Origin of the sequence: Chelativorans sp. ZYF759 (assembly GCF_012911015.1) — a bacterium.
GTDB lineage: Bacteria > Pseudomonadota > Alphaproteobacteria > Rhizobiales > Rhizobiaceae > ZYF759.
This window is the reverse complement of the sequence record NZ_WVVV01000008.1, coordinates 108,530-128,223: the sequence shown is the minus strand read 5'-3', so window position 1 is coordinate 128,223 and position 19,694 is coordinate 108,530. Positions and strand designations below refer to the sequence as shown.

The window sequence follows — 19,694 nt, the reverse complement described above, 5'->3', positions numbered from 1 at the left end:
CCTTGCGGCGAAGCCGAACCGGTTTCAGTACCTGTAGGGCGCCCCTCAATAGCAGGTGGTCAGGACGAAGGACGGGGCCAGCGAGACGATGGCGGCGGCCACTGCGGTCAGTGAGGAGATGAAGGAAGCCCATTCCAGGAAAGGTGCCGGTGCCGCGGCAGCTGTCTTTGTCCGCGCAGCCGACCAGCGCCGCCAGCTCAGAAAGGCGATGACCGACGTCGCGGCCAGTGTCGCGAGGAACAGGACAATCAGCATGGCACGCTGCACGCTCACGCCGCCGGCCAGTTCCATGACATGCCAGCCATATTCGCAACCGATGGACAGGCCCGCATAGAGGGCGACAAACCCCGCCGCCCAGGCGACATGGCCAAGCACGAGCCAGATCATCCGGCGGGCGGGAACGGGGCTCTGCTTCATTGCTGCCAGGCCCCCATCGCCACCAGGGCCGGCATCAGGACGACGAGAATGACGGCGATGGCACCGGTACCGGCCGTGTAGTCGTGCCAGAGGCTGCCGATCCTCAGATCGAGGCTGCGAACCGCCGACACGTATCCCTGGCGGAAACGCTCGAAACCATAAAACGCGAACACCGCCCCCAGCGACGAGTGAAGCGCGGCATAGGCCAAAAGGATGAAACACACCGCCGCGTAGGCATGGCTCGTCGGATCGGGGACGACATTGCGGATGCACCAGACCAGTACGATCACCGCGGTCAGATGCGCCGCGGCGCACAGCGCGAGCCAGAGCAGTGGCGAGCCGCCGCGCCGATTGGCGGCGACCGCGAGGTGGTTCGTTCCCGCCGCCAGTGCGAAGGCGAGGAGCACGAGCACCGGTGCAACGAGGCCGATCTCGCCGGTCGAAGGCGGCGGCCAGTTGGGCGCCACCGCCCACAGGAACAGCGCCCCGAAAAGCAGCGAGGCAAACAGCGTGCCGTTGGCGAACAGGGTGAAGACCATGCCCCACCAGGATGGCGCGCCCGATATCTCATAGTGGGTCGGCGCCATCTCGCCGCGCCCGATCGGGATCGGGCCACGATCCGCACGCTGGCCGGTCGTGCGGGTCCACGAGAGTGCGAGAACCAGCACCAGCGCGAGCGGCACCAGCGAGAACAGATAGAACTGGAACAAAAGCGACAGGACGAAGCCGCCAATGGCAAGCGAGGTCCACAAGGGCAGCATCGAGTTGTTGGGCAGCAGCACGACATGCTCGGGCCGCCCGGTCGTCATGTCGACGGCGAGCGTCTCCATCCACCCGTTGCGGGCAAAGCCCAGATAGCCGCGCCCGCCGGCAAGCTCGGCGCCCATCCGCCCCGCATCGAGCGTGTCCGCGCGCCGGTCGACGGTCGGAAGCGAGGCGAAATTGTAGGAAGGCGGCGGCGTCGGCTGCGCCCATTCAAGCGTGCCGGCCCCCCAGGGGTTGCGGCGGAAGGGCTTGCCGAAGCGCAATTGCAGCACCACGTCGATGACGAACAGCGCAAAGCCCATGGTCAGGATGAACCCGCCGACGGACGACAGGAGGTTGAGCCAGTCCCAGCCGATGTCGGCCGGATAGGTGAAGACCCGCCGCGGCATGCCCCTCAACCCCGTGATGTGCATCATGAAGAAGGTCATGTTGAAGCCGATGAAGATCAGCCAGAAGGCGGGAATCGACAGCTTGAACACGGGCAGGCGTCCGGTCACCTGCGGCAGCCAGTAATAGGCCGCCGCCAGCATCGGGAAGACGAAGCCGCCGACGAGCACGTAGTGGAGATGCGCGACGACGAAATGGGTGTCGTGCGCCTGCCAGTTGAAAGGCACCATGGCGAGCATGACTCCGGTCAGCCCCCCCGCCACGAAGACGACGAGGAAACCGAAGATGTAGAGCATCGGAATCTCGAAACGGGGCCGGCCATGGGCCAGCGTGGCAATCCAGGCGAAGATCTGGATGCCCGTCGGTATCGCCACCAGCGCGCTCGCCGCCGAAAAGAAGGCCAGCGCCAGGTGGGGAATGCCCAGCGTGAACATGTGGTGGACCCAGATCCCGAAGGACAGGAATGCCATGGCGATGAGGGCCACGATGATGGCGCGGTAGCCCATCAGGGGGTTGCGGGCCAGAACCGGCAGGATCATCGATACCGCACCGGCCGCCGGCAGGAAGATGATGTAGACCTCGGGGTGTCCGAACAGCCAGAAGAGATGCGCCCACAACAGCGAGTCCCCGCCCCGCGTCGGATCGAAGAACGGGAAGTCGAAGGCGCGCTCGACCTCAAGCAGGATGGAGGCGAGGATCAGCGGCGGGAAGCCGAAAATCATCATCAGCGCGGTGACGAGCATGTACCAGCCGAAGATCGGCATCTTGTCCAGCGACATGCCCGGCGCGCGCAGCTTGAGAATGGAGACCGTGATCTCGATCGCCGCGCAGACCGCCGAAATCTCGACGAAGGTGATGCCGAGCAGCCAGACATCGGCATTGACCCCGGGCGAGAAGGGGCGCGACGACAGCGGGGTGTACATGAACCAGCCGCTGTCCGGCGCAACGCCCGCCAGCATCGCCACGATGATGATGGTGCCGCCGAAGAGATAGCACCAGTAGCCGAGTGCCGTGAGCCGCGGAAAGGCGAGGTCGCGCGCGCCCAGCATCTTGGGCAGGAAATAGATCGCCGCGCCCTCCAGCATGGGGATGGCGAAGAGAAACATCATCACGGTGCCGTGCATCGTGAAGATCTGGTTGTAGGTCGCCGCGTCCATGAAGGCGGAATGGGGGGTGGCCAGCTGGGCGCGGATCAGCATGGCCAGCACGCCGCCGATCGCGAAGAAGACGAATGCCGTCACCATGAAGCGCTTGCCGAGCACGGTATGGTTTACCGCGCCCAGGCGCTGCAGGCCCTTGCCGGAATCCCAGATCGCGGCCAGCTGGCGATGAAGCGCGATCGGGTTGAGGCGCTCTGGTTCGCGGTTCATTCCGTCGTCTCCGCTGCGATCGCGTCAGCCAGTGCCTGCTCGTATGCCTCGGGCGGATGGGCGATCACCGTGAAATGCATCTGCGTATGCCCCACGCCGCAGAATTCCGCGCAGACGCCGCGATAGGTGCCGGGCCGCTCCGCCGTCAGCCGCACGACGTTCTCGTGGCCGGGCACCGCGTCGATCTTGCCCGCCAGCCGCGGCGACCAGAAAGAATGGATGACATCCGACGAGGTGACCCGGACATCCACGATCTCCCCGGCGGGGATGTGGAGCACGTTGGTCGTGAGCGACGGGCCTTCGACGGAGGGATAGGAAAACTCCCACACCCACATGCGCCCGTTGGCCTGCACGGCGAGCGGCGGATCGGCCAGGGGCCGCGCCACGAGCCGCTCGCCCAGGACGAAGGCGGCGACGAGCAGCAGCAGGATGACGACGGACGACATGGTGATGCCGCCATGAAGGATCCAGTTGCGCGCCGAGATGCCCGCCAGCCAGGCCGGACGGTAGAAGGCGAGAGTGAAAAGGCCGATCACGATCGCAAAAAGCACGACCGAACCGGCCAGCATGATCCACCACAAAAGCGCGATCGACGCCGCGGCCGGCCCCGCAGGTTCGAGCGTCGAGAGCGGGCCCGTGCAGCCTGCGGTCAGCAGGCCCGTCACGCCCAGGACGCAGATGCGCTTGATGGCCGACCTGCTCATGGCGACGTCCACGGCAGCAGATCGAGTACCAGGCGGCGCAGGGCCCCGGGCTGATGGAAGTCGGGCGGGAGCATGTCGAAATCGAGGGCGGGCTTGCCCAGGACGAAGAAGAGAATGGCCAGCGTCGTCAGAACGGTAAAGACCGTCACGGCCAGAAAGCGCCAGACGGGGTAGACCTCGCCGTCCTCGAACAGCCTCACGATGACAAGCCCCGTGACGACATGGATGCCCACGAGCACGCCGACAAAGACGAGCTTGGCGGTAAACCAGGGATCGAAGGTCTGCTGGAGGAAGATCAGGGCCGTGCCGGTGGCCACTGCCATGAAGGCTGCCGGCGAGACCAGCACGATGTAGCAGAAGCGCACGAAGCCTTGCAGCCGGTGCAAGGTGTTGCGGTCGGGCACATGGGCGCGCTGCAGATAGAGACCCGGCAGGCAGATCAGGCCGGCACACCAGAGAGATATCGCGGCCACGTGGACGAACTTCAGCCAGACGATCATCGCGCCTCGCCACGCGATGCGTCCGGCGTCAGGAAGCGCGCCAGGAGAACGAGCGCAGCGGCAAGATAGGGGATCGTTGCGGGCACCCACATCAAGAGGCCCGCCAGCTGCTGGTCGGCGAGCGGCGTCAGTCCGAAAGGCAGCGTCGTGGTCAGGTGCGGATCATACATTGCCCGCCCCGCGAAGGTGATGAGCGCGCCCAGCATGCCCATCTGGACGATGGAGCCCAGAAGGGCGATCGACACGGCGCCCGGATGAGCCCAGCGTGCGAGCATCGACTGCCACAGAAGGAAGGCGGTGACGAAGAGCGTGCCCTCCATGAGCCAGTAGGCGGCGTGTGAGGACAAAGCGAAGGCATAGGGGGCCGGCGCGTGCCACACCCACATGGCGATGGTATGGGCCAGAAAGAGCGCCGTCAGCGGGACACGTCGAAGCCAATCGCGCGCCGGAAAAGCCAGCGCGAACAGCGGCGCGGCACCTGCGACCAGAAGCACGTGATGCATCACGCGGGCCGAAAAGAGCGCGGTGCTCAATGCACAGAGCGGCGTGACGAAGGCGATGATGAGGACGACGGTCCCGAGAGTGGAGTGCAGACGTCCCTCACGCGCCAGAACCCCACGCATCGAAAGCGCCGCACAAAACAGGAATGTCGCGGCCAGCGCGACGAGCAGCCACGGATCGAAGTTCCAGCTGCTCCAGATGTCCGCAGGCGCGGGCGCGGGACCGCAATAGGGATCGTAGGGCACGCTTTGGAGGTTCATCGCGCCAACCCTCTCGTCGAGGCCGCGTCGCACAGCAGGAGGAAGCACGAATATCTTCCGCGACCGCTGCGGTCACGAAAACTGGCATTCGCCGTGCCCAGGGTGATATCCCCCGATCCCATCGTCGCTGCGGCCCCTTCCACTGCTCGATTGGTCTAACGGGCCTCCAGCGAAAATGTTCCGCTGAAAATGTCAGTTCTGCTCGGGGATCACCGCGGTGGCCTCGATTTCGACCCGCGCATCGTCTTCGATCAGCGCCACGACCTGCACCATCGCCATGGCCGGAAAATGCTTGCCCATCATCTCTCGATAGGCTGCACCGATTTCCCTGAGACTGGCGAGGTATTCCTTCTTGTCGACGATGTACCAGGTCAGGCGGGTGATGTGCTCGGGACGACCGCCGGCCTCCGACAGGACAGCCAGTATGTTGGCCAGCGTCTGCCGGATCTGGCCCGCCAGATCCTTGGCCTCGAAGCGCTGGTCGCCTGTCCAGCCGATCTGGCCGCCGATAAAGACCAGCCTGCCGGTGGCCGCGATGCCATTGGCATAGCCGATCGGCTTGGCCCAATTGGCCGGGTGCAGTTCCTCGTGAACGGATGAGACCGCCGACATCTTTCCTCCATCAGACATTATACACCCAGATACCGGTCCTGCAGTTCCGGCGTCAGCTCGCCCGGCAGGCCGGACCAGACCGTGACGCCCTTTTCGAGGACGAAGCATCGATCCGCCGCGGGCAGCAGTTCGGAAAGCGTCTTGTCGACGATCAGAATCGACTGGCCCTCGTCCTTGAGCTTGCGGATCACGTTCCAGATGTCGTGACGGATCACCGGCGCCAGACCTTCCGTTGCCTCGTCGAGGACGAGCAATGTGGGGTTGGTCATCAGGGCGCGTCCGATCGCCAGCATCTGCTGTTCGCCACCCGACAGCGAATGGGCATACTGATCGCGCCGCTCGCGCAGGCGGGGAAACAGTTCCTCGACCGCAGTCCGGCTCCAGCGGCCCTTGCGGGCGGCGGCCAGGAGGTTTTCCTCCACGGTGAGGTTCGGAAAGCAGCGCCGACCCTCCGGCACAAGACCGATCCCCAGCCGGGCAATACGGTGCGACGCCATGGTGCCGATCTCGCGCCCGGCGAAGCGGACTGTCCCCGACGAGACGGGAGTGAGGCCGAGAATGGCGCGAATGGTCGTCGTCTTGCCCATGCCGTTGCGCCCCATCAACGCGACGACTTCGCCTTCGCTCACGTCCAGATCGACGCCGAAAAGCGCCTGTACCGGGCCATAGCGCGCCTCGATCGCGGAAACCTGGAGAAGGCTCATTGCTCGTCTCCCAGATAGGCCTTGCGAACTTCGGGATCCTTCCGGATGTCCTCGACCTTGCCGGACGCGATGACGCGGCCATAGACGAGCACGGTGATGCGGTCGGCCAGCGCGAAGACCGCGTCCATGTCGTGTTCCACCAGCAGGATGGGGGCTTCCTCACGCAGCTTGTCGAGGAAGCCGGTCAGCGTCTTGGAGCCCTCCGGCCCCATGCCGGCCATGGGTTCGTCCAGAAGGAAGGCCCGGGAGCCCAGCGCCAGCGCGATGGCGATCTCGAGCTGCCGTCGCTCGCCATGCGAAAGCTCGGCCACGGGGATGCGCGCGCGCTCGGCGAGGCCCACCCGTTCCAGCACCTCCATGGCAGGAGCGATCAGCGAGGCGTCGCGCATTACCGGCTTGAAGAAGCGGAAGCTCGATCCCTGCACCGACTGCACCGCCAGCATGACGTTGCGCAGCGCCGAGAATTCGGGCGCCAGCGAGGATATCTGGAAGCTCCGCCCGAGCCCGAGCCGGGCGCGCTCGGGCACCTTCAGGTCGTTGATCACCTGGCCGAGGAAACGGATCGTTCCCGTGTCGGGGCGCAGCGTGCCCGCGATCTGGTTGATCAGCGTCGACTTGCCGGCGCCGTTGGGGCCGATCAGGGCATGGATTTCGCCGGGCACGAGATCGAGGTCGACGCCGTCCGTCGCCTTCAGGGCTCCGAAGCTTTTCGACAATTGCCTGATGTCGAGGATGGGTTCAGCCATGACGCGCCCTCCCCGCAAGCCAGCCCACAAGTCCGCCACGCGCCAGCAGAACGACGCCGAGAAGCACAAGGCCGAGGAAGAACTGCCAGCGATCCGTCATCCCGCCCAGCAGGAACTCGAACATGACGAACAGCATCGCACCCGCCACCGGCCCGTAGAGCCTTGCCACGCCGCCCAGGATGATCAGCACGATGAACTCGCCCGACATGTGCCAGGACAGCATCGACGGGCTGACGAAGCGGTTGAGATCGGCGTAGAGCGCGCCGGCCAGTCCCGTGATCATGCCCGAAATGACGAAGGCGGCGAGGCGGATGCGATTGGCGTTGATGCCCACGGTCGCGACCCGCACCTCGTTCTGCCGGGCGGCCTGCAGCGCGGCGCCGAAACGGGAATCGCGGATCGCGGCAAACAGGACGAGCGCCGCGAGCAGGATGGCGTAGCAGATGAAGAAATAGGTGAGCGGCCTCAGCGTGTTCACGCCGGGAAATTGGTTGCGCACGAAGATCGACAGCCCGTCCTCGCCGCCATAGGCCGGCCAGGAATTGGCGAAGTAGTAGGTCATCTGCGCGAAGGCCAGCGTGATCATGATGAAGTAGACGCCCGACGTGCGGATCGAGATCGCCCCGATGAAGAGCGCCAGAAGGCCGGAGACAAGAATGGCGACGACCCAGATGATGGGCATCATGTTGGTGCCGGGAACCTGGAAGAGGCCGAAATCGAGCGGCAGGCCCGAAAAGGCGTGGTGTGCCAGGATGCCGGCCACATAGCCCCCGACACCGAAATAGGCGGCGTGGCCGAAGGACACCATCCCGCCAAGCCCGAGTGCCAGGTTGAGCCCGACCGCCGCCAGCGCCAGGATGGCCATGCGGGTGGCCAGTGTGACGTAGAAGGGCGAGTTCAGCTGCAGCGCGATCAGCGGTATGGCCAGCAGCAGCAGCGCGAGTGAGATGTTGACGATGGTTTCGCGGTTCATGGTCATGCGGCCGCCCTCACTTCGCCGTGGCGAACAGGCCGCGCGGGCGGAACGCCAGCACCAGGGCCATGAACATGTAGATCAGCATCGAAGCGATCGCCGAGCCGATGAGGCTCGCCTCGGACGGATCCATGAAGACGGAAAAGGCACGCGGCAGCAGGAAGCGGCCCATCGTGTCGATCAAGCCCACAAGGACCGCGCCGACCAGGGCTCCTTTGATCGAGCCTATGCCGCCGATGACAATCACCACGAAGGCAAGGATCAGCACCGGCTCGCCCATGCCCACCTGGACCGATTGCAGCGCGCCGACCATGGCGCCCGCCAGGCCAGCCAGGGCTGCACCGATGGCAAAGACGACCGTGTAGAGCGTGCGGATGTCGATGCCGAGTGCGGCGATCATCTCGCGGTCGGACTCACCTGCGCGGATGCGCATGCCGAGCCTTGTCCTGGCGATCAGCAGCCAGAGCCCGACCGCAACCGCGACGCCGACGGCGATGATGGCGATCCGGTAGATCTGGTAGCGGCCGCCGCCTGGCAGCGGGATCGTGCCGCGCAGAAGGTCGGGAATGTTGAGGTAGAGCGGCAGCGAACCGAACACCCAGCGCGTGCCTTCCGAGAAGATCAGGATCAGCGCGAAGGTCGCCAGCACCTGATCGAGATGGTCGCGGTCGTATAATCGCCGAATCACCGTCATCTCGACGATGGCGCCCGCGGCGGCCGCGGCGACGAGGCTGGCAACGAGACCAAGCCAGAAGGAGCCGGTCCAGGCTGCGACCGTCGCACAGGCGAAGGCGCCCACCATGTAGAGCGATCCGTGGGCGAGGTTGATCAGCCCCATGACGCCGAAGATCAGCGTCAGGCCAGCCGCCATCAGGAACAGCATGACGCCGAGCTGAAGGCCGTTGAGAATCTGTTCGAGCAGAAGAGCGATGGACAAGGCTGCTAACCGTCTCGGATCGGGGGCGATGGGGATCGCGCCGCCGGTGACATGATTTGCGGGACGAAGGCGCCACGACCGCTGTCGCGGCCGTGGCTGGCCAACCTTATTCCATCGAGCAGTCAGCCGCGTAGGCGTCCTGGTGATCCTCGAGAGCCGTGCCGATGATGCGGTTCGTCAGCACGCCATCTTCCTCGACCACTTCGCGAACGTAGATGGTCTGGATCGGATGGTTGTTGTTGCCGAAGCGGAAATCGCCTCGGGTGGAGTCGAAATCTGCCTCCTTAAGCGCGGCGCGGAAAGCCTCAAGATCAGCGATATCGGCTTTGGCTGCCGCCGAGATAATCAGGTTCGCCGTATCGAAGGCCTGGCTCGCATAGAGCGAAGGCAGACGGCCATACTCTTCCTGGAAGGCCGCGACGAAGGCCACGTTGGCCTCGTTGTCGAGATCCTTGTTCCACTGCGAGGTGTTGATCACGCCGAGCGCGCCAGGTCCGACAGCGGCGAGAATGTCCTGGCTGAAGGAGAAGCCCGGTCCGATGACGGGGACATCGATCTCGGACTGGTCGTACTGGCGCATGAAGGAGATGCCCATGCCGCCCGGCAGGAAGAAGAAGACGGCATCCGCGCCCGAGTCGCGGATCTGCGAGATCTCATTGGCATAATCGCTCTGGCCGACCTGCGTATAGATCTCGTTGACGACATTGCCGTCGAAGAAGCGCTTGAAGCCGGTGAGCGCATCGGTGCCCGCCGGATAGTTCGGCGCCATGATGAAGACGTTCTCGTAGCCTGCCTCGTTGGCGTAGCTACCGGCTGCCTCGTGGAGGTTGTCATTCTGCCAGGCGACGTTGAAGTAGTTCTCGTGGCACTGCGCGCCGGCAAGCGCCGACGGTCCAGCATTGTTGGACAGGTAGATGATGTCCTGCTGGACGGCGCTCGGCACGACGGCCATGGCCAGGTTCGAGAAGATGATGCCGGTCAGGATGTTGACCTGATCGTTCTGGATCATCCGATCGGCGATCTGGACCGCCAGTTCGGGTCGCTGGCCATCGTCCTCGACGACGACCTCGATGTTGTCGGCGCCGGCCATCTGGAGCGCCAGCAGGAAACCGTCGCGGGCATCGATGCCGAGGCCGGCGCCGCCGCCCGAAAGCGTGGTGATCATGCCGACCTTGATGTCGTCGGCCAGGGCAAGGCCCGATACACTCATGGACAGGCCGACAATGCCGGCGGTAAGCAACTTCTTCATGCCATTCACTCCCTTTGCTCGCTGGGCAGGTTCCCGCTGCCCGTCCCGATCGCGACCATCGCGATCAGGTGTTCCCTTGACTGGCGGACCGTTCGGCCTCGCTCTCGTTAGAGCACTGTCCTCACCTTCCACAGTTCCGGAAACAATTCCACCTCCAGCATCCGCCGGAGATAGGAGACGCCGGCCGTGCCGCCGGTGCCGCGCTTCAGACCGATGATGCGCTCGACGGTGGTGACGTGATTGAAGCGCCAGCGGCGGAAATAATCCTCGAAATCGACCAGCTTCTCGGCCAGCTCGTAGAGCATCCAGTGCTCGCGGGGCGACGCGTAGACGGCCTTCCAGGCCATGGTGACCGCGTCGTTCTCGACCCGGCTCGCGCGCCAGTCGTCGCGCTTTGCATCGTCTCCGATGTCGAAGCCGTTTCGCGCCAGGAGCTGGATGGCCTCGTCGTAGAGGCTCGGTTCGGACAGGATGGCCTCGAGCCGCGCCAGCGTTTCGGCCTTGTGGGCATGCGGCTTCAGCATCGCGATGTTGCGGTTGCCGGCCAGGAATTCGACCGCGCGATACTGCCATGACTGGAAGCCGGAGGACTGGCCGAGATCGTCGCGGAAGCTCGTATATTCGGACGGCGTCATCGTGCGCAGCACGTCCCAGGCACCGTTCAGCTGCTCGAAGATACGCGCGACACGCGTCAGCATCTTGAAGGCAGGCTGCAAATCGTTGGCGCGAATGGCCCGCATCGCCGAGCTGATCTCGTGAATGGCGAGTTTCATCCAGAGTTCCGACGTCTGGTGCTGGATGATGAAAAGCAATTCGTCGGGCGAGTCCGACAGGAAGGACTGCGCGTTCAGGACCTGGTCCAGGTTGAGGTAATCCGCATAGGACATGCGCTTGCGGAAATCGGTCTCGGCGCCTTCGGGCGTGATGTCGCGCGTGCCGCTCATGTGACCTTGCTCCGCTTCCTGTATTCGGGACGATCCCAGTGACGGCCGGCCATGACGGCCTCGATGATTTCGACGGCCGCCAGCACCTCGTCCATGCCGAGATAGAGAGGGGTGAAGCCGAAGCGCATGATGTCGGGCGCCCGGAAGTCGCCGATCACGCCGCGCGCGATCAGCGCCTGCATCGCGGCGTAGCCATTCTCGAAGCGGAAGGAGACCTGGCTGCCGCGCTGCAGGGGATCACGGGGCGAGGCCAGTTGCAGCTGCGGACAGCGCGTCTCGACCTCCGCCAGAAAGCGTTCGGACAGTTCGATGGAGCGGGTCCGCACCTCGTCCATCCCGATGCCGTCCCAGGCATTGAGCGCGGCATCGAGCGCGGCCAGAGCGATGATCGGCGGCGTGCCGACGCGCATGCGTTCGACGCCGGCAGCGGGACGATAGTCGGGATCGAAGGCGAAGGGCGCCTCGTGCCCGAGCCATCCCGACAGGGCGGGCACGGCCTTTTCGCCATGCTCGGGAGAGACATAGATGAAGGCTGGCGCGCCCGGGCCGCCATTGAGATATTTGTAGGTGCAGCCGACCGCGAAATCCGCCCTGGCGCCGGCAAGGTCGACGGGGATGGCACCGGCCGAATGAGCCAGATCCCAGATCGCGAGCGCGCCGGCCGCGTGTGCCTTCGCGGTCAGCGCCTTCATGTCGTGCAGTCGGCCGGTGCGGTAGTCGACCTCGGTCAGCATGATGGCGGCGACGGTCTCGTCGATCGCTTCCTCCACCTCCTCGGGGGCCACCACCTTGAGCTCATGTCCCTTCCCAAGTGAGCGCAGCAGGCCCTGGGCCATATAGAGGTCGGTCGGGAAATTGCCGCTGTCGGAAATCACCACCTTGCGGTCGGGCCGCAGGTCGAGCGCGGAAGCCAGCGCCTGGTAGACCTTGATCGACAGCGTGTCGCCGGTGACCACCGAACCCGGCGCGGCGCCGATCAGGCGGGCGATGCGGTCGCCGACACGCGACGGCATCTCCATCCAGCCGGCAGAGTTCCAGCCGCGGATGAGTTCGTTGCCCCACTCGCTCTCGATCGTCTCGGCAACGCGGGCGGCAGCGGCTTTCGGCAACGGACCCAGCGAATTGCCGTCGAGATAGATCACGCCTTCCGGCATGTGGAAGAGCTCGCGGGTGCGGGCGAAGATGTCGGTCATGCCGTGCCCTCCTTGCGCAGCCGGAAGCGCTGGATCTTGCCGCTTTCCGTCTTGGGCAGCGCGTTGACGAACTTCACCGAACGCGGGTATTTGAACGGCGCGATGACAGCCTTCACATGGTCCTGCAGCAGCTTTACGCAGGCCGCGTCCGGCGCGACGCCCTTCATCAGAACCACATGGGCCTCGACGATCTGGCCGCGCGCCTCGTCGGCGACCCCGATCACGGCGCATTCCATGACCGCGTCATGGGAAAGCAGCGCTGCCTCCACTTCGGGTCCGGCGATGTTGTAGCCGGCCGAGATGATCATGTCGTCGGAGCGGGCGGCGAAATGCAGGCGACCGTCTTCGTCCTGATAGAAGCTGTCGCCCGTCAGGTTCCAGCCATCCCTGACATAGTCCTTCTGGCGATCGTCGGCGAGATAGCGACAGCCGGTCGGCCCGCGAACGGCCAGCCGGCCGATCTCGCCGCGCGCCACCTCCTGCATGTTGTCGTCGACGATTCGCGCCTCGTATCCGGTGATCGGGCGCCCCGTCGTCGCCGGATGCATGTCGTCGAGTCGGTTGGAGATGAAGATGTGCAGCATCTCGGTGGCGCCGATGCCGTCGARGATCGGCTTGCCGGTCTTTTTCGTCCATTCCTCGAAGACCGGCCCCGGCAGCGTCTCGCCCGCCGACACCGCGATGCGCAGCGAGGAAAGGTCGGCGCCTTCGTCCATGGCCTTCATCATCGCGCGGTAGGCAGTCGGCGCGGTGAACGAGATCGTCGCCTTATAGGTCTCGATGATGTCGATCATGTTGGGCGGCGTGGCGCTTTCCAACAGCGTCGCGGCCGCGCCGAAGCGCAGCGGGAACACGGCCAGGCCACCGAGCCCGAAGGTGAAGGCCAGCGGCGGCGAGCCGACGAAGACGTCGTCTGGCGTGACGTTGAGCACTTCCTTTGCATAGCCGTCGGCGATGATCAGGATGTCGCGATGAAAATGCATCGTCGCCTTGGGCACACCCGTCGTGCCGGAGGTGAAGCCCAGCAGGGCGACATCGTCGCGCCCGGTCTTCACGGCTTCGAACTGCACCGGCTTGTCGAGGGCCGCACGGTCGAGTTCGGCATCGTGATTGGCGGTGCCGTCAAAACCGATCACCTGCTTGAGGTAGCGATTGTCCTTCGCGCAGGCGACCATCTCGTCCATCAGCCGCGTGTCGCAGAGCGCGACCGAAATCTCGGCCTTGTCGACGATCTTCGACAGTTCGCCCGCACGCAGCATGGGCATGGTGTTGACGACGACGGCGCCGGCCTTCGTCGCCGCCAGCCAGGCCGCGACCATGGCCGGGTTGTTGGCGGAGCGGATCAAGACCCGGTTGCCCGGTTTCACGCCGTAATTCTCGACCAGGGCCCGAGCCAGGCGGTTGGTCCAGTCTGCCAGTTCCTTGTACGTGCGGCGACGGCCATTTCCGATCAGCGCCGTGCGGTCGCCAAGCCCCTTCTCGACCATGCGATCCGTCAGTTCGACGGCGCAGTTGAGGTATTCGGGATAGTCGAAGCCATCCAGATTGATATCGGGCCACTGGTCGAAGGGCGGGAGATTGTCGCGCGCGAAGCTGTCGACATGCGCGGTCGGTCCGAGCTTCATTGTGCGGCTCCCATGGCCTGGCGCGCGATCACCACCTTCTGGACGTCGGAGGCGCCTTCATAGATGCGCAGCGCGCGGATTTCGCGGTAAAGGCTCTCGACGATGTGGCCCCTGCGCACGCCGTCGCCGCCATGAAGCTGGACCGCCTTGTCGATCACCTCCTGCGCGCGATCGGTGGCGTAGAGCTTGGCCATCGCCGCCTCGCGGGTGACGCGCGGGGCGCCCGAATCCTTCGTCCAGGCGGCGCGGTAGACGAGCAGCGCGGCCGCGTCCACGTCGAGCGCCATCTCGGCAATGTGCCCCTGCACCATCTGGAGGTCGAAGAGCGGCGCGCCGAAGAGCTGCCGGTCGCCCACGCGCGAAATGCTCTCGTTCAGCGCGCGACGCGCAAAACCCAGTGCAGCGGCGCCGACCGTCGAGCGGAAGACATCAAGCACCGACATGGCGATGCGAAAACCCTGGCCGGGCTCGCCGATCATCGCGGAAGCCGGAATGCGGCACTCGTCGAAGGCAAGCCGCGCCAGCGGGTGGGGCGCAATGACCTCGAGACGCTCGGCGACCGACAGGCCAGCCGTTTCGGCCGGCACCAGGAAGCAGGAGATGCCCCTGGCACCGGGCGCCTCGCCGGTGCGGGCAAAGACGCAATAGAGATCGGCGATGCCGCCATTGGAGATCCAGGTCTTTTCGCCCGACAGCACATAGTCGCCGCCGTCGCGGGTCGCCGTCATTTCCATGTTGGCGACGTCCGAACCTGACCGCGGTTCCGACAGTGCGAAGGCGGAAATGGCCCTGCCGCTGCGGGTCTTGTCCAGCCAGGCGCGCTGCTGGTCGGAACCGAACAGGCTGATGGCGCCAGTGCCCAGTCCCTGCATGGCGAAGGCGAAGTCGGCCAGCCCGTCATGACGCGCCAGCGTCTCGCGTGTGATGCAGAGCGTGCGCACGTCGAGCGGCGCGGGATCGGCCGGATCCACCGCGCTCGGCTTCAACCAGCCCGCCTCACCCAGGGCTGCCACCAGCTTGCGGCAGGCGCCGTCGACATCGGCATGATCGACCGGGAGGTTGGCCGCACACCACGCCTCCAGACGCTCGGCGTGGTCGCGGTGGCGATCCTCGAAGAAGGGCCAGGAAAGGAAAGAGCGGTCAGGCATAAAGTGCTCCAACTGCATTGGGCCGATAAGCGCCCCCGCCACCGCATTCGGCAGTCCCCCTCTCCCCTGGACGGGGGAGGATCGGGCCGCGAACACGGCTTATCCTCCCCTGCGAAGCGGGGGAGGGGGACCGCGCGAAGCGTGGTGGAGGGGGCGTCCAGATATTCATCAATTTCCCTCGAACACCGGCTTTTCCTTGGCCACGAATGCCTTGTAGGCGCGTTCGAAATCGGCGGTCTGCATGCAGATCGCCTGGGCCTGCGCCTCCGCCTCGATGGCCTGTTCGAGGCTCATCGACCACTCCTGGTTCAACTGCGTCTTGGTGATGCCATGCGCGAAGGTCGGGCCGGCGGCGAGCTGGGCTGCCAGCTTCAAGGCCTCCGCCTCCAGCTGCTCGGCCGGCACCAGCCGGTTGTAATAGCCCCAGCGCTCGCCTTCCTCGGCACTCATGGAGCGGCCGGTATAGAGGAGTTCGGCCGCCCTGCCCTGCCCGATGATGCGGGGCAGCATGGCGCAGGCGCCCATGTCGCAGCCGGCAAGCCCGACGCGGGTGAACAGGAAGGCCGTCTTGGCCTCGGGCGTGGCGAGACGGATGTCGGAGGCCATGGTGACGATCGCCCCCGCCCCCACCGCGACGCCGTCGACGGCGGAGATGATAGGCTTGCCGCAATTGATCATCGCCTTGACGAAGTCGCCTGTCATGCGGGTGAAGGCCAGCAGTTCCTTCATGTCCATCTTCGTCAGCGGTCCGATGATGTCGTGGACATCGCCGCCGGAAGAGAAATTGCCGCCATTGGGCATGAAGACGACCACATCGACATCGTCGGCATAGACGAGGTCGCGGAAGGTGTCGCGCAGTTCGGCGTAGGACTCGAAGGTGAGCGGGTTCTTGCGCTCGGGCCGGTCGAGCTGGACGATTGCGACAGCGCCCTCCATGCGCCAGAGAAAATGCTTCGGCTTCAGTCCGGCCATCGCCGTCATGCTTCACCTTCCCAATTGCTGCGGAATGATTTGAGCGTGGCGGAGAGCGCACGCGCCTCGGACTCGCTCACCCCGGCGAGCAGTTCGGCCACCCAGACCTCATGCTCCTCAGCCATCGCGGCGAACAGTTCGCGTCCCCGCGGCGTCAGGCTGACGATCGAGGTGCGACGATCGCCCTCGCGCGCGGCGCGCATGACAAAACCATCCGCGACCAGCCGGTCCACGATGCCGGTCACGTTGCCGTTGGAGACGAGCAGGAAGCGCGAAAGGTCGCTCATCAGCATGCCTTCGGGCCGACGGTAGAGCGCCGACATCACGTCGAAGCGCGGCAAGGTCGTCTCGAAGCGGCGTTTGAGCCGATCGCGCAGTTCCGCCTCGACGGTACGCTGGGCACGCAGCAGCCGGATCCAGAGGCGCAGCCGCTCCTTGTTCGCGGCGGCTGGCTTCACGGTTGCAAGAGGGGCGGCATCCATCATGCGCCTCCCGAAATCGGAATGGCTTCGCCTGTTACCGAGATGGCCGCGTCGCTGACCAGCCACAGGGCGGCAGCCGCGACTTCCTCGGGCTGGACGAGGCGGTGATTGGGATTGATCTCGGCGAAGCCCTGTCGGGCTTCCGCTTCCGACCGGCCGGTCTTTTCCATGACGCGGCGGATCGACTCCTCCAGCATCTCGGTCTCGACATAGCCGGGGCAGATGGCGTTGACGGTCACGCCCTTCTTGAGCAGTTCGGCCGCCAGCGCACGCGTCAGGCCGATCACGCCGTGCTTGGAGGCGACGTAGGGCGCGACATAGGCGGAGCCGCGCAGGCCGGCCACGGAGGCCACGAAGATCACCCGTCCGCGGCCTCGATCGGCCATGCCCTTGAGGGCCGGACGAACGGTGAGGAACGCCCCGGTCAGATTGACGCCGAGGATGCGGTTCCATTCCTCCAGCGTCGTCTTGTGGGCGGGTGCGCTGGAGGCGATGCCGGCATTGGCGATGACCACGTCGAAGGGCCCGCGGGCTGCCTCGGCCTCCTCGTAAAGCCTGGCAACGGAGGCCTCGTCGGTCACGTCCGCCGTCATGGCATGGAGCTTCGGGTTCTCGGCCGCCACCTTCTCCAGCGGCTCGGCGCGCCGCCCGCAGATCGTCACGTCCATTCCCGCATTGGCCAGTTCGAGCGCGATGGCACGGCCTATGCCGGTGGCGCCGCCGGTGACGAGTGCGTGGGCGAAGGAGACGTTCATCAGACCTTGCCCGTCATCTGTTCCTGGCGCTCGGCCAGGCGGTAGAGCTGGTCGCGCCCGTTGAGATAGGGATCGGGCCAGGTCACGCCCTTGTCGCCCAGCTGGGCGGCGGCATGCAGCGTCCAGTAGGGGTCGGCCAGATGCGGACGCGCCAGGCAGACGAGATCGGCGCGGCCGGCCATCAGGATCGAATTGACGTGGTCCGGCTCGTAGATGTTGCCGACGGCCATCGTCTTCATGCCGGTCTCGTTGCGGATACGGTCGGAGAACGGCGTCTGGAACATGCGGCCATAGACAGGCTTGCCCAGCAGTGAGGTCTGCCCTGCCGACACGTCGCAGATGTCGACGCCGGCCTCCTGCAGCATACGCGCGATCTCGACGGCGTCGGCGGGCGTGATACCCTCCTCGCCGACCCAGTCATTGGCCGAAATGCGCACGGCGATCGGCTTGTCCTCGGGCCAGACCGCGCGAACCGCCTGGAATATCTCCAGCGGATAACGCATCCGGTTCTCGAGCGAGCCGCCATACTCATCCGTGCGCCGGTTGGTGAGCGGCGAGATGAAGGAGGACAGGAGATAACCGTGGGCGTAGTGCAGCTCCAGCATGTCGAAGCCGCAGCGCTCGGCCATCTGCGCCGACGTCACGAACTGGTCGCGGACGGCATCCATGTCGGCGCGGTCCATCGGCCGGGGCACCTGGTTGCGCGGCGACCACGGGACGTCGGATGCCGCCATCAGCGGCCAGTTGCCGTCTTCGAGCGGCGCGTCGATCTCTTCCCAGCCGAGCTGGGTGGAGCCTTTGGGGCCGGAGTGTCCGAGCTGGGCACAGATCTTGGCGTCCGTCTCCCGATGCACGAATTCCACGATGCGCTTCCACTGCGCTTCGTGTTCCGGCTCATAGAAGCCCGGACACCCCGGCGTGATGCGCCCCTCTGGCGACACACATGTCATTTCGATGTAGACGAGCCCCGCCCCGCCCTTGGCGCGCTCGGCATAATGCACGAGATGCCAGTCGGTGGGCGTGCCGTCGACGGCCTTGTACTGGGCCATGGGCGAGACCACGACGCGGTTCTTCAGCTCCAGCCCGCGCAGCTTGAACGGCGCGAACATCGGCGCGCGGGGTGTGTTCCCGTTGGCGCCCGCCTGGCGCTGGAACCAGGCTTCGGCGCTGCCCAGCCATTCGGCATCGCGCAGGCGCAGGTTCTCGTGGCTGATACGCTGCGAGCGGGTCAGCAGCGAATAGTTGAACTGAACCGGGTCGAGATCGAGATAGCGCTCGACCTCCTCGAACCATTCCATCGAGTTGCGGGCCGCCGATTGCAGCTTGAGAACCTCGGTGCGGCGCGCGTCCTCGTATTTTGCGAAGGCCTCGGCAAGCGTCGGCTCCGAGTGGAGATAATCCGCCAGCGCGATCGCGGATTCCAGCGCCAGCTTGGTGCCCGAACCGATCGAGAAATGCGCGGTCGCAGCCGCATCGCCCATCAATGCCAGGTTCTCGTGGCTCCAGCGCTCGCACAGGACGCGCGGGAAGTTGATCCAGGCGGAGCCGCGGACGTGGTTGGCGTTGGACATCAGCGAGTGGCCGCCGAGATGGTCCTTGAAGATCGCCTCGCAGGTGGCGATCGACTCTTCCTTGGTCATGTCGCCGAAGCCGAACTTCGCCCACGTCTCCTCGGTGCATTCGACGATGAAGGTCGCGGTGTCCGGGTCGAACTGGTAGGCATGGGCCCACACCCAGCCATGTTCGGTCTTCTCGAAGATGAAGGTGAAGGCGTCGTCGAATTTCTGATGCGTGCCCAGCCAGACGAATTTGCACTTGCGGGTGTCGATGTCGGGCTTGAACACATCGGCGAAGGTCGAGCGCGTGCGCGAATTCAGCCCGTCGGCGGCCAGCACCATGTCGTTGTCGGCCATGAACGGACGCGGATCGCCAATGTCGGTCTCGAACTCCATCTTCACGCCGAGTTCGCGTGCCCGCTCCTGCAGCAGCAGCAGCAGGCGCATGCGCCCGATGCCGCAGAAGCCGTGGCCGGTCGACACGGTGCGCGTGCCCTTGTGGATGACGGCGATGTCGTCCCAATAGGCGAAATGGGCGCGAATGCTCTTGGCAGAGACGGGATCGTTGTCGGCGAGGTTGTCGAGGGTTTCGTCGGAGAGCACCACGCCCCAGCCGAAGGTGTCGTCGGGGCGGTTGCGCTCATAGATCGTGATGTCGTGCGCGGCGTCGCGCAGCTTCATCGAAATGGCGAAATACAGTCCGGCGGGACCACCGCCGAGTACGGCCACCTTCATCCGACACGTTCCCCTTGTTCAGGCCTGTTTTCGACCCTGTTGAAGGGAGCATGACAGCAAGCAGCCCTTGTTTCAAGCATGAAATTTTAAGGTTGAAATATCTCGGCCATGGGCACAGGATGCGCGCTGTGGAAGCCTTGCGCTTCCTGGCACGCGGGA

Annotated in this window: 19 protein-coding genes; all 19 read right to left on the bottom strand. The window is 65.3% G+C overall.

Annotation, left to right across the window (positions count from 1 at the left end):
- Window positions 1-45: 45 nt before the first annotated feature.
- The 19 genes from GRZ55_RS14515 to GRZ55_RS14425 all read right to left on the bottom strand — a co-directional run bounded on the left by GRZ55_RS14515 (window position 46) and on the right by GRZ55_RS14425 (window position 19,535).
- On the bottom strand, window positions 46-417 hold the full coding sequence (locus tag GRZ55_RS14515) for a hypothetical protein (RefSeq protein WP_169287658.1): 372 nt from the start codon (window positions 415-417) through the stop codon (window positions 46-48).
- Complete coding sequence (ctaD, locus tag GRZ55_RS14510; RefSeq protein WP_169287657.1) at window positions 414-2,939, bottom strand: cytochrome c oxidase subunit I; 2,526 nt, start codon at window positions 2,937-2,939, stop codon at window positions 414-416. Before ctaD ends, GRZ55_RS14515 begins: the two co-directional genes overlap by 4 nt.
- On the bottom strand, window positions 2,936-3,643 hold the full coding sequence (gene coxB, locus GRZ55_RS14505; protein WP_169287656.1) for a cytochrome c oxidase subunit II: 708 nt from the start codon (window positions 3,641-3,643) through the stop codon (window positions 2,936-2,938). The genes ctaD and coxB overlap by 4 nt, the downstream gene beginning before the upstream one ends.
- Entirely contained in the window at window positions 3,640-4,143 is a 504-nt protein-coding gene (locus tag GRZ55_RS14500; protein ID WP_169287655.1) for a CopD family protein, read from the bottom strand. Before GRZ55_RS14500 ends, coxB begins: the two co-directional genes overlap by 4 nt.
- Window positions 4,140-4,904: a cytochrome c oxidase assembly protein gene (locus tag GRZ55_RS14495; RefSeq protein ID WP_169287654.1), complete on the bottom strand. Its 765-nt coding sequence runs from the start codon at window positions 4,902-4,904 to the stop codon at window positions 4,140-4,142. Before GRZ55_RS14495 ends, GRZ55_RS14500 begins: the two co-directional genes overlap by 4 nt.
- Window positions 4,905-5,096: 192 nt before the next feature.
- The gene (locus GRZ55_RS14490) at window positions 5,097-5,516 is read right to left on the bottom strand and encodes a RidA family protein (RefSeq protein ID WP_169287653.1); all 420 of its coding nucleotides are present in this window, start codon (window positions 5,514-5,516) and stop codon (window positions 5,097-5,099) included.
- Between the two features lie 17 nt (window positions 5,517-5,533).
- Window positions 5,534-6,220: an ABC transporter ATP-binding protein gene (locus tag GRZ55_RS14485; RefSeq protein WP_169287652.1), complete on the bottom strand. Its 687-nt coding sequence runs from the start codon at window positions 6,218-6,220 to the stop codon at window positions 5,534-5,536.
- On the bottom strand, window positions 6,217-6,966 hold the full coding sequence (locus GRZ55_RS14480) for an ABC transporter ATP-binding protein (RefSeq protein ID WP_169287651.1): 750 nt from the start codon (window positions 6,964-6,966) through the stop codon (window positions 6,217-6,219). Before GRZ55_RS14480 ends, GRZ55_RS14485 begins: the two co-directional genes overlap by 4 nt.
- Window positions 6,959-7,939, bottom strand: a complete 981-nt coding sequence (locus GRZ55_RS14475; protein WP_169287749.1) for a branched-chain amino acid ABC transporter permease — start codon at window positions 7,937-7,939, stop codon at window positions 6,959-6,961. The genes GRZ55_RS14480 and GRZ55_RS14475 overlap by 8 nt, the downstream gene beginning before the upstream one ends.
- A gap of 16 nt (window positions 7,940-7,955) precedes the next feature.
- A complete protein-coding gene (locus tag GRZ55_RS14470) occupies window positions 7,956-8,876 on the bottom strand; it encodes a branched-chain amino acid ABC transporter permease (RefSeq protein WP_169287650.1) in 921 nt (306 codons plus the stop codon).
- A gap of 106 nt (window positions 8,877-8,982) precedes the next feature.
- Entirely contained in the window at window positions 8,983-10,125 is a 1,143-nt protein-coding gene (locus GRZ55_RS14465) for an ABC transporter substrate-binding protein (RefSeq protein ID WP_169287649.1), read from the bottom strand.
- A gap of 107 nt (window positions 10,126-10,232) precedes the next feature.
- Window positions 10,233-11,069, bottom strand: coding sequence for a tryptophan 2,3-dioxygenase (gene kynA, locus GRZ55_RS14460; protein ID WP_169287648.1), 837 nt, complete (start codon window positions 11,067-11,069; stop codon window positions 10,233-10,235).
- On the bottom strand, window positions 11,066-12,262 hold the full coding sequence (gene kynU, locus GRZ55_RS14455; RefSeq protein ID WP_169287647.1) for a kynureninase: 1,197 nt from the start codon (window positions 12,260-12,262) through the stop codon (window positions 11,066-11,068). Before kynU ends, kynA begins: the two co-directional genes overlap by 4 nt.
- Window positions 12,259-13,887 (bottom strand): AMP-binding protein, encoded by a 1,629-nt coding sequence (locus GRZ55_RS14450; RefSeq protein ID WP_169287646.1) that lies wholly within the window; start codon window positions 13,885-13,887, stop codon window positions 12,259-12,261. The genes kynU and GRZ55_RS14450 overlap by 4 nt, the downstream gene beginning before the upstream one ends.
- Window positions 13,884-15,035: an acyl-CoA dehydrogenase family protein gene (locus GRZ55_RS14445; protein ID WP_169287645.1), complete on the bottom strand. Its 1,152-nt coding sequence runs from the start codon at window positions 15,033-15,035 to the stop codon at window positions 13,884-13,886. Before GRZ55_RS14445 ends, GRZ55_RS14450 begins: the two co-directional genes overlap by 4 nt.
- Before the next feature lie 168 nt (window positions 15,036-15,203).
- A complete protein-coding gene (locus GRZ55_RS14440) occupies window positions 15,204-16,016 on the bottom strand; it encodes an enoyl-CoA hydratase family protein (protein WP_169287644.1) in 813 nt (270 codons plus the stop codon).
- Entirely contained in the window at window positions 16,013-16,489 is a 477-nt protein-coding gene (locus tag GRZ55_RS14435; protein WP_169287643.1) for a MarR family winged helix-turn-helix transcriptional regulator, read from the bottom strand. Before GRZ55_RS14435 ends, GRZ55_RS14440 begins: the two co-directional genes overlap by 4 nt.
- Entirely contained in the window at window positions 16,489-17,244 is a 756-nt protein-coding gene (locus GRZ55_RS14430; RefSeq protein WP_169287642.1) for an SDR family NAD(P)-dependent oxidoreductase, read from the bottom strand. The genes GRZ55_RS14435 and GRZ55_RS14430 overlap by 1 nt, the downstream gene beginning before the upstream one ends.
- Window positions 17,244-19,535: a bifunctional salicylyl-CoA 5-hydroxylase/oxidoreductase gene (locus GRZ55_RS14425; RefSeq protein WP_169287641.1), complete on the bottom strand. Its 2,292-nt coding sequence runs from the start codon at window positions 19,533-19,535 to the stop codon at window positions 17,244-17,246. The genes GRZ55_RS14430 and GRZ55_RS14425 overlap by 1 nt, the downstream gene beginning before the upstream one ends.
- Between the last annotated feature and the right edge of the window lie 159 nt (window positions 19,536-19,694).

Bases quoted from the DNA above. Each gene is read 5' to 3' on its own strand.
- GRZ55_RS14480 (WP_169287651.1), bottom strand. From the start codon at position 6,966: ATGGCTGAACCCATCCTCGACATCAGGCAATTGTCGAAAAGCTTCGGA.
- coxB (WP_169287656.1), bottom strand. From the start codon at position 3,643: ATGAGCAGGTCGGCCATCAAGCGCATCTGCGTCCTGGGCGTGACGGGC.
- kynU (WP_169287647.1), bottom strand. From the start codon at position 12,262: ATGACCGACATCTTCGCCCGCACCCGCGAGCTCTTCCACATGCCGGAA.
- GRZ55_RS14430 (WP_169287642.1), bottom strand. From the start codon at position 17,244: ATGAACGTCTCCTTCGCCCACGCACTCGTCACCGGCGGCGCCACCGGC.
- GRZ55_RS14500 (WP_169287655.1), bottom strand. From the start codon at position 4,143: ATGATCGTCTGGCTGAAGTTCGTCCACGTGGCCGCGATATCTCTCTGG.
- GRZ55_RS14440 (WP_169287644.1), bottom strand. From the start codon at position 16,016: ATGACGGCGATGGCCGGACTGAAGCCGAAGCATTTTCTCTGGCGCATG.
- GRZ55_RS14485 (WP_169287652.1), bottom strand. From the start codon at position 6,220: ATGAGCCTTCTCCAGGTTTCCGCGATCGAGGCGCGCTATGGCCCGGTA.
- GRZ55_RS14445 (WP_169287645.1), bottom strand. From the start codon at position 15,035: ATGCCTGACCGCTCTTTCCTTTCCTGGCCCTTCTTCGAGGATCGCCAC.
- GRZ55_RS14425 (WP_169287641.1), bottom strand. From the start codon at position 19,535: ATGAAGGTGGCCGTACTCGGCGGTGGTCCCGCCGGACTGTATTTCGCC.
- GRZ55_RS14465 (WP_169287649.1), bottom strand. From the start codon at position 10,125: ATGAAGAAGTTGCTTACCGCCGGCATTGTCGGCCTGTCCATGAGTGTA.
- GRZ55_RS14475 (WP_169287749.1), bottom strand. From the start codon at position 7,939: ATGAACCGCGAAACCATCGTCAACATCTCACTCGCGCTGCTGCTGCTG.
- GRZ55_RS14490 (WP_169287653.1), bottom strand. From the start codon at position 5,516: ATGTCGGCGGTCTCATCCGTTCACGAGGAACTGCACCCGGCCAATTGG.
- GRZ55_RS14515 (WP_169287658.1), bottom strand. From the start codon at position 417: ATGAAGCAGAGCCCCGTTCCCGCCCGCCGGATGATCTGGCTCGTGCTT.
- ctaD (WP_169287657.1), bottom strand. From the start codon at position 2,939: ATGAACCGCGAACCAGAGCGCCTCAACCCGATCGCGCTTCATCGCCAG.
- kynA (WP_169287648.1), bottom strand. From the start codon at position 11,069: ATGAGCGGCACGCGCGACATCACGCCCGAAGGCGCCGAGACCGATTTC.
- GRZ55_RS14435 (WP_169287643.1), bottom strand. From the start codon at position 16,489: ATGGATGCCGCCCCTCTTGCAACCGTGAAGCCAGCCGCCGCGAACAAG.
- GRZ55_RS14495 (WP_169287654.1), bottom strand. From the start codon at position 4,904: ATGAACCTCCAAAGCGTGCCCTACGATCCCTATTGCGGTCCCGCGCCC.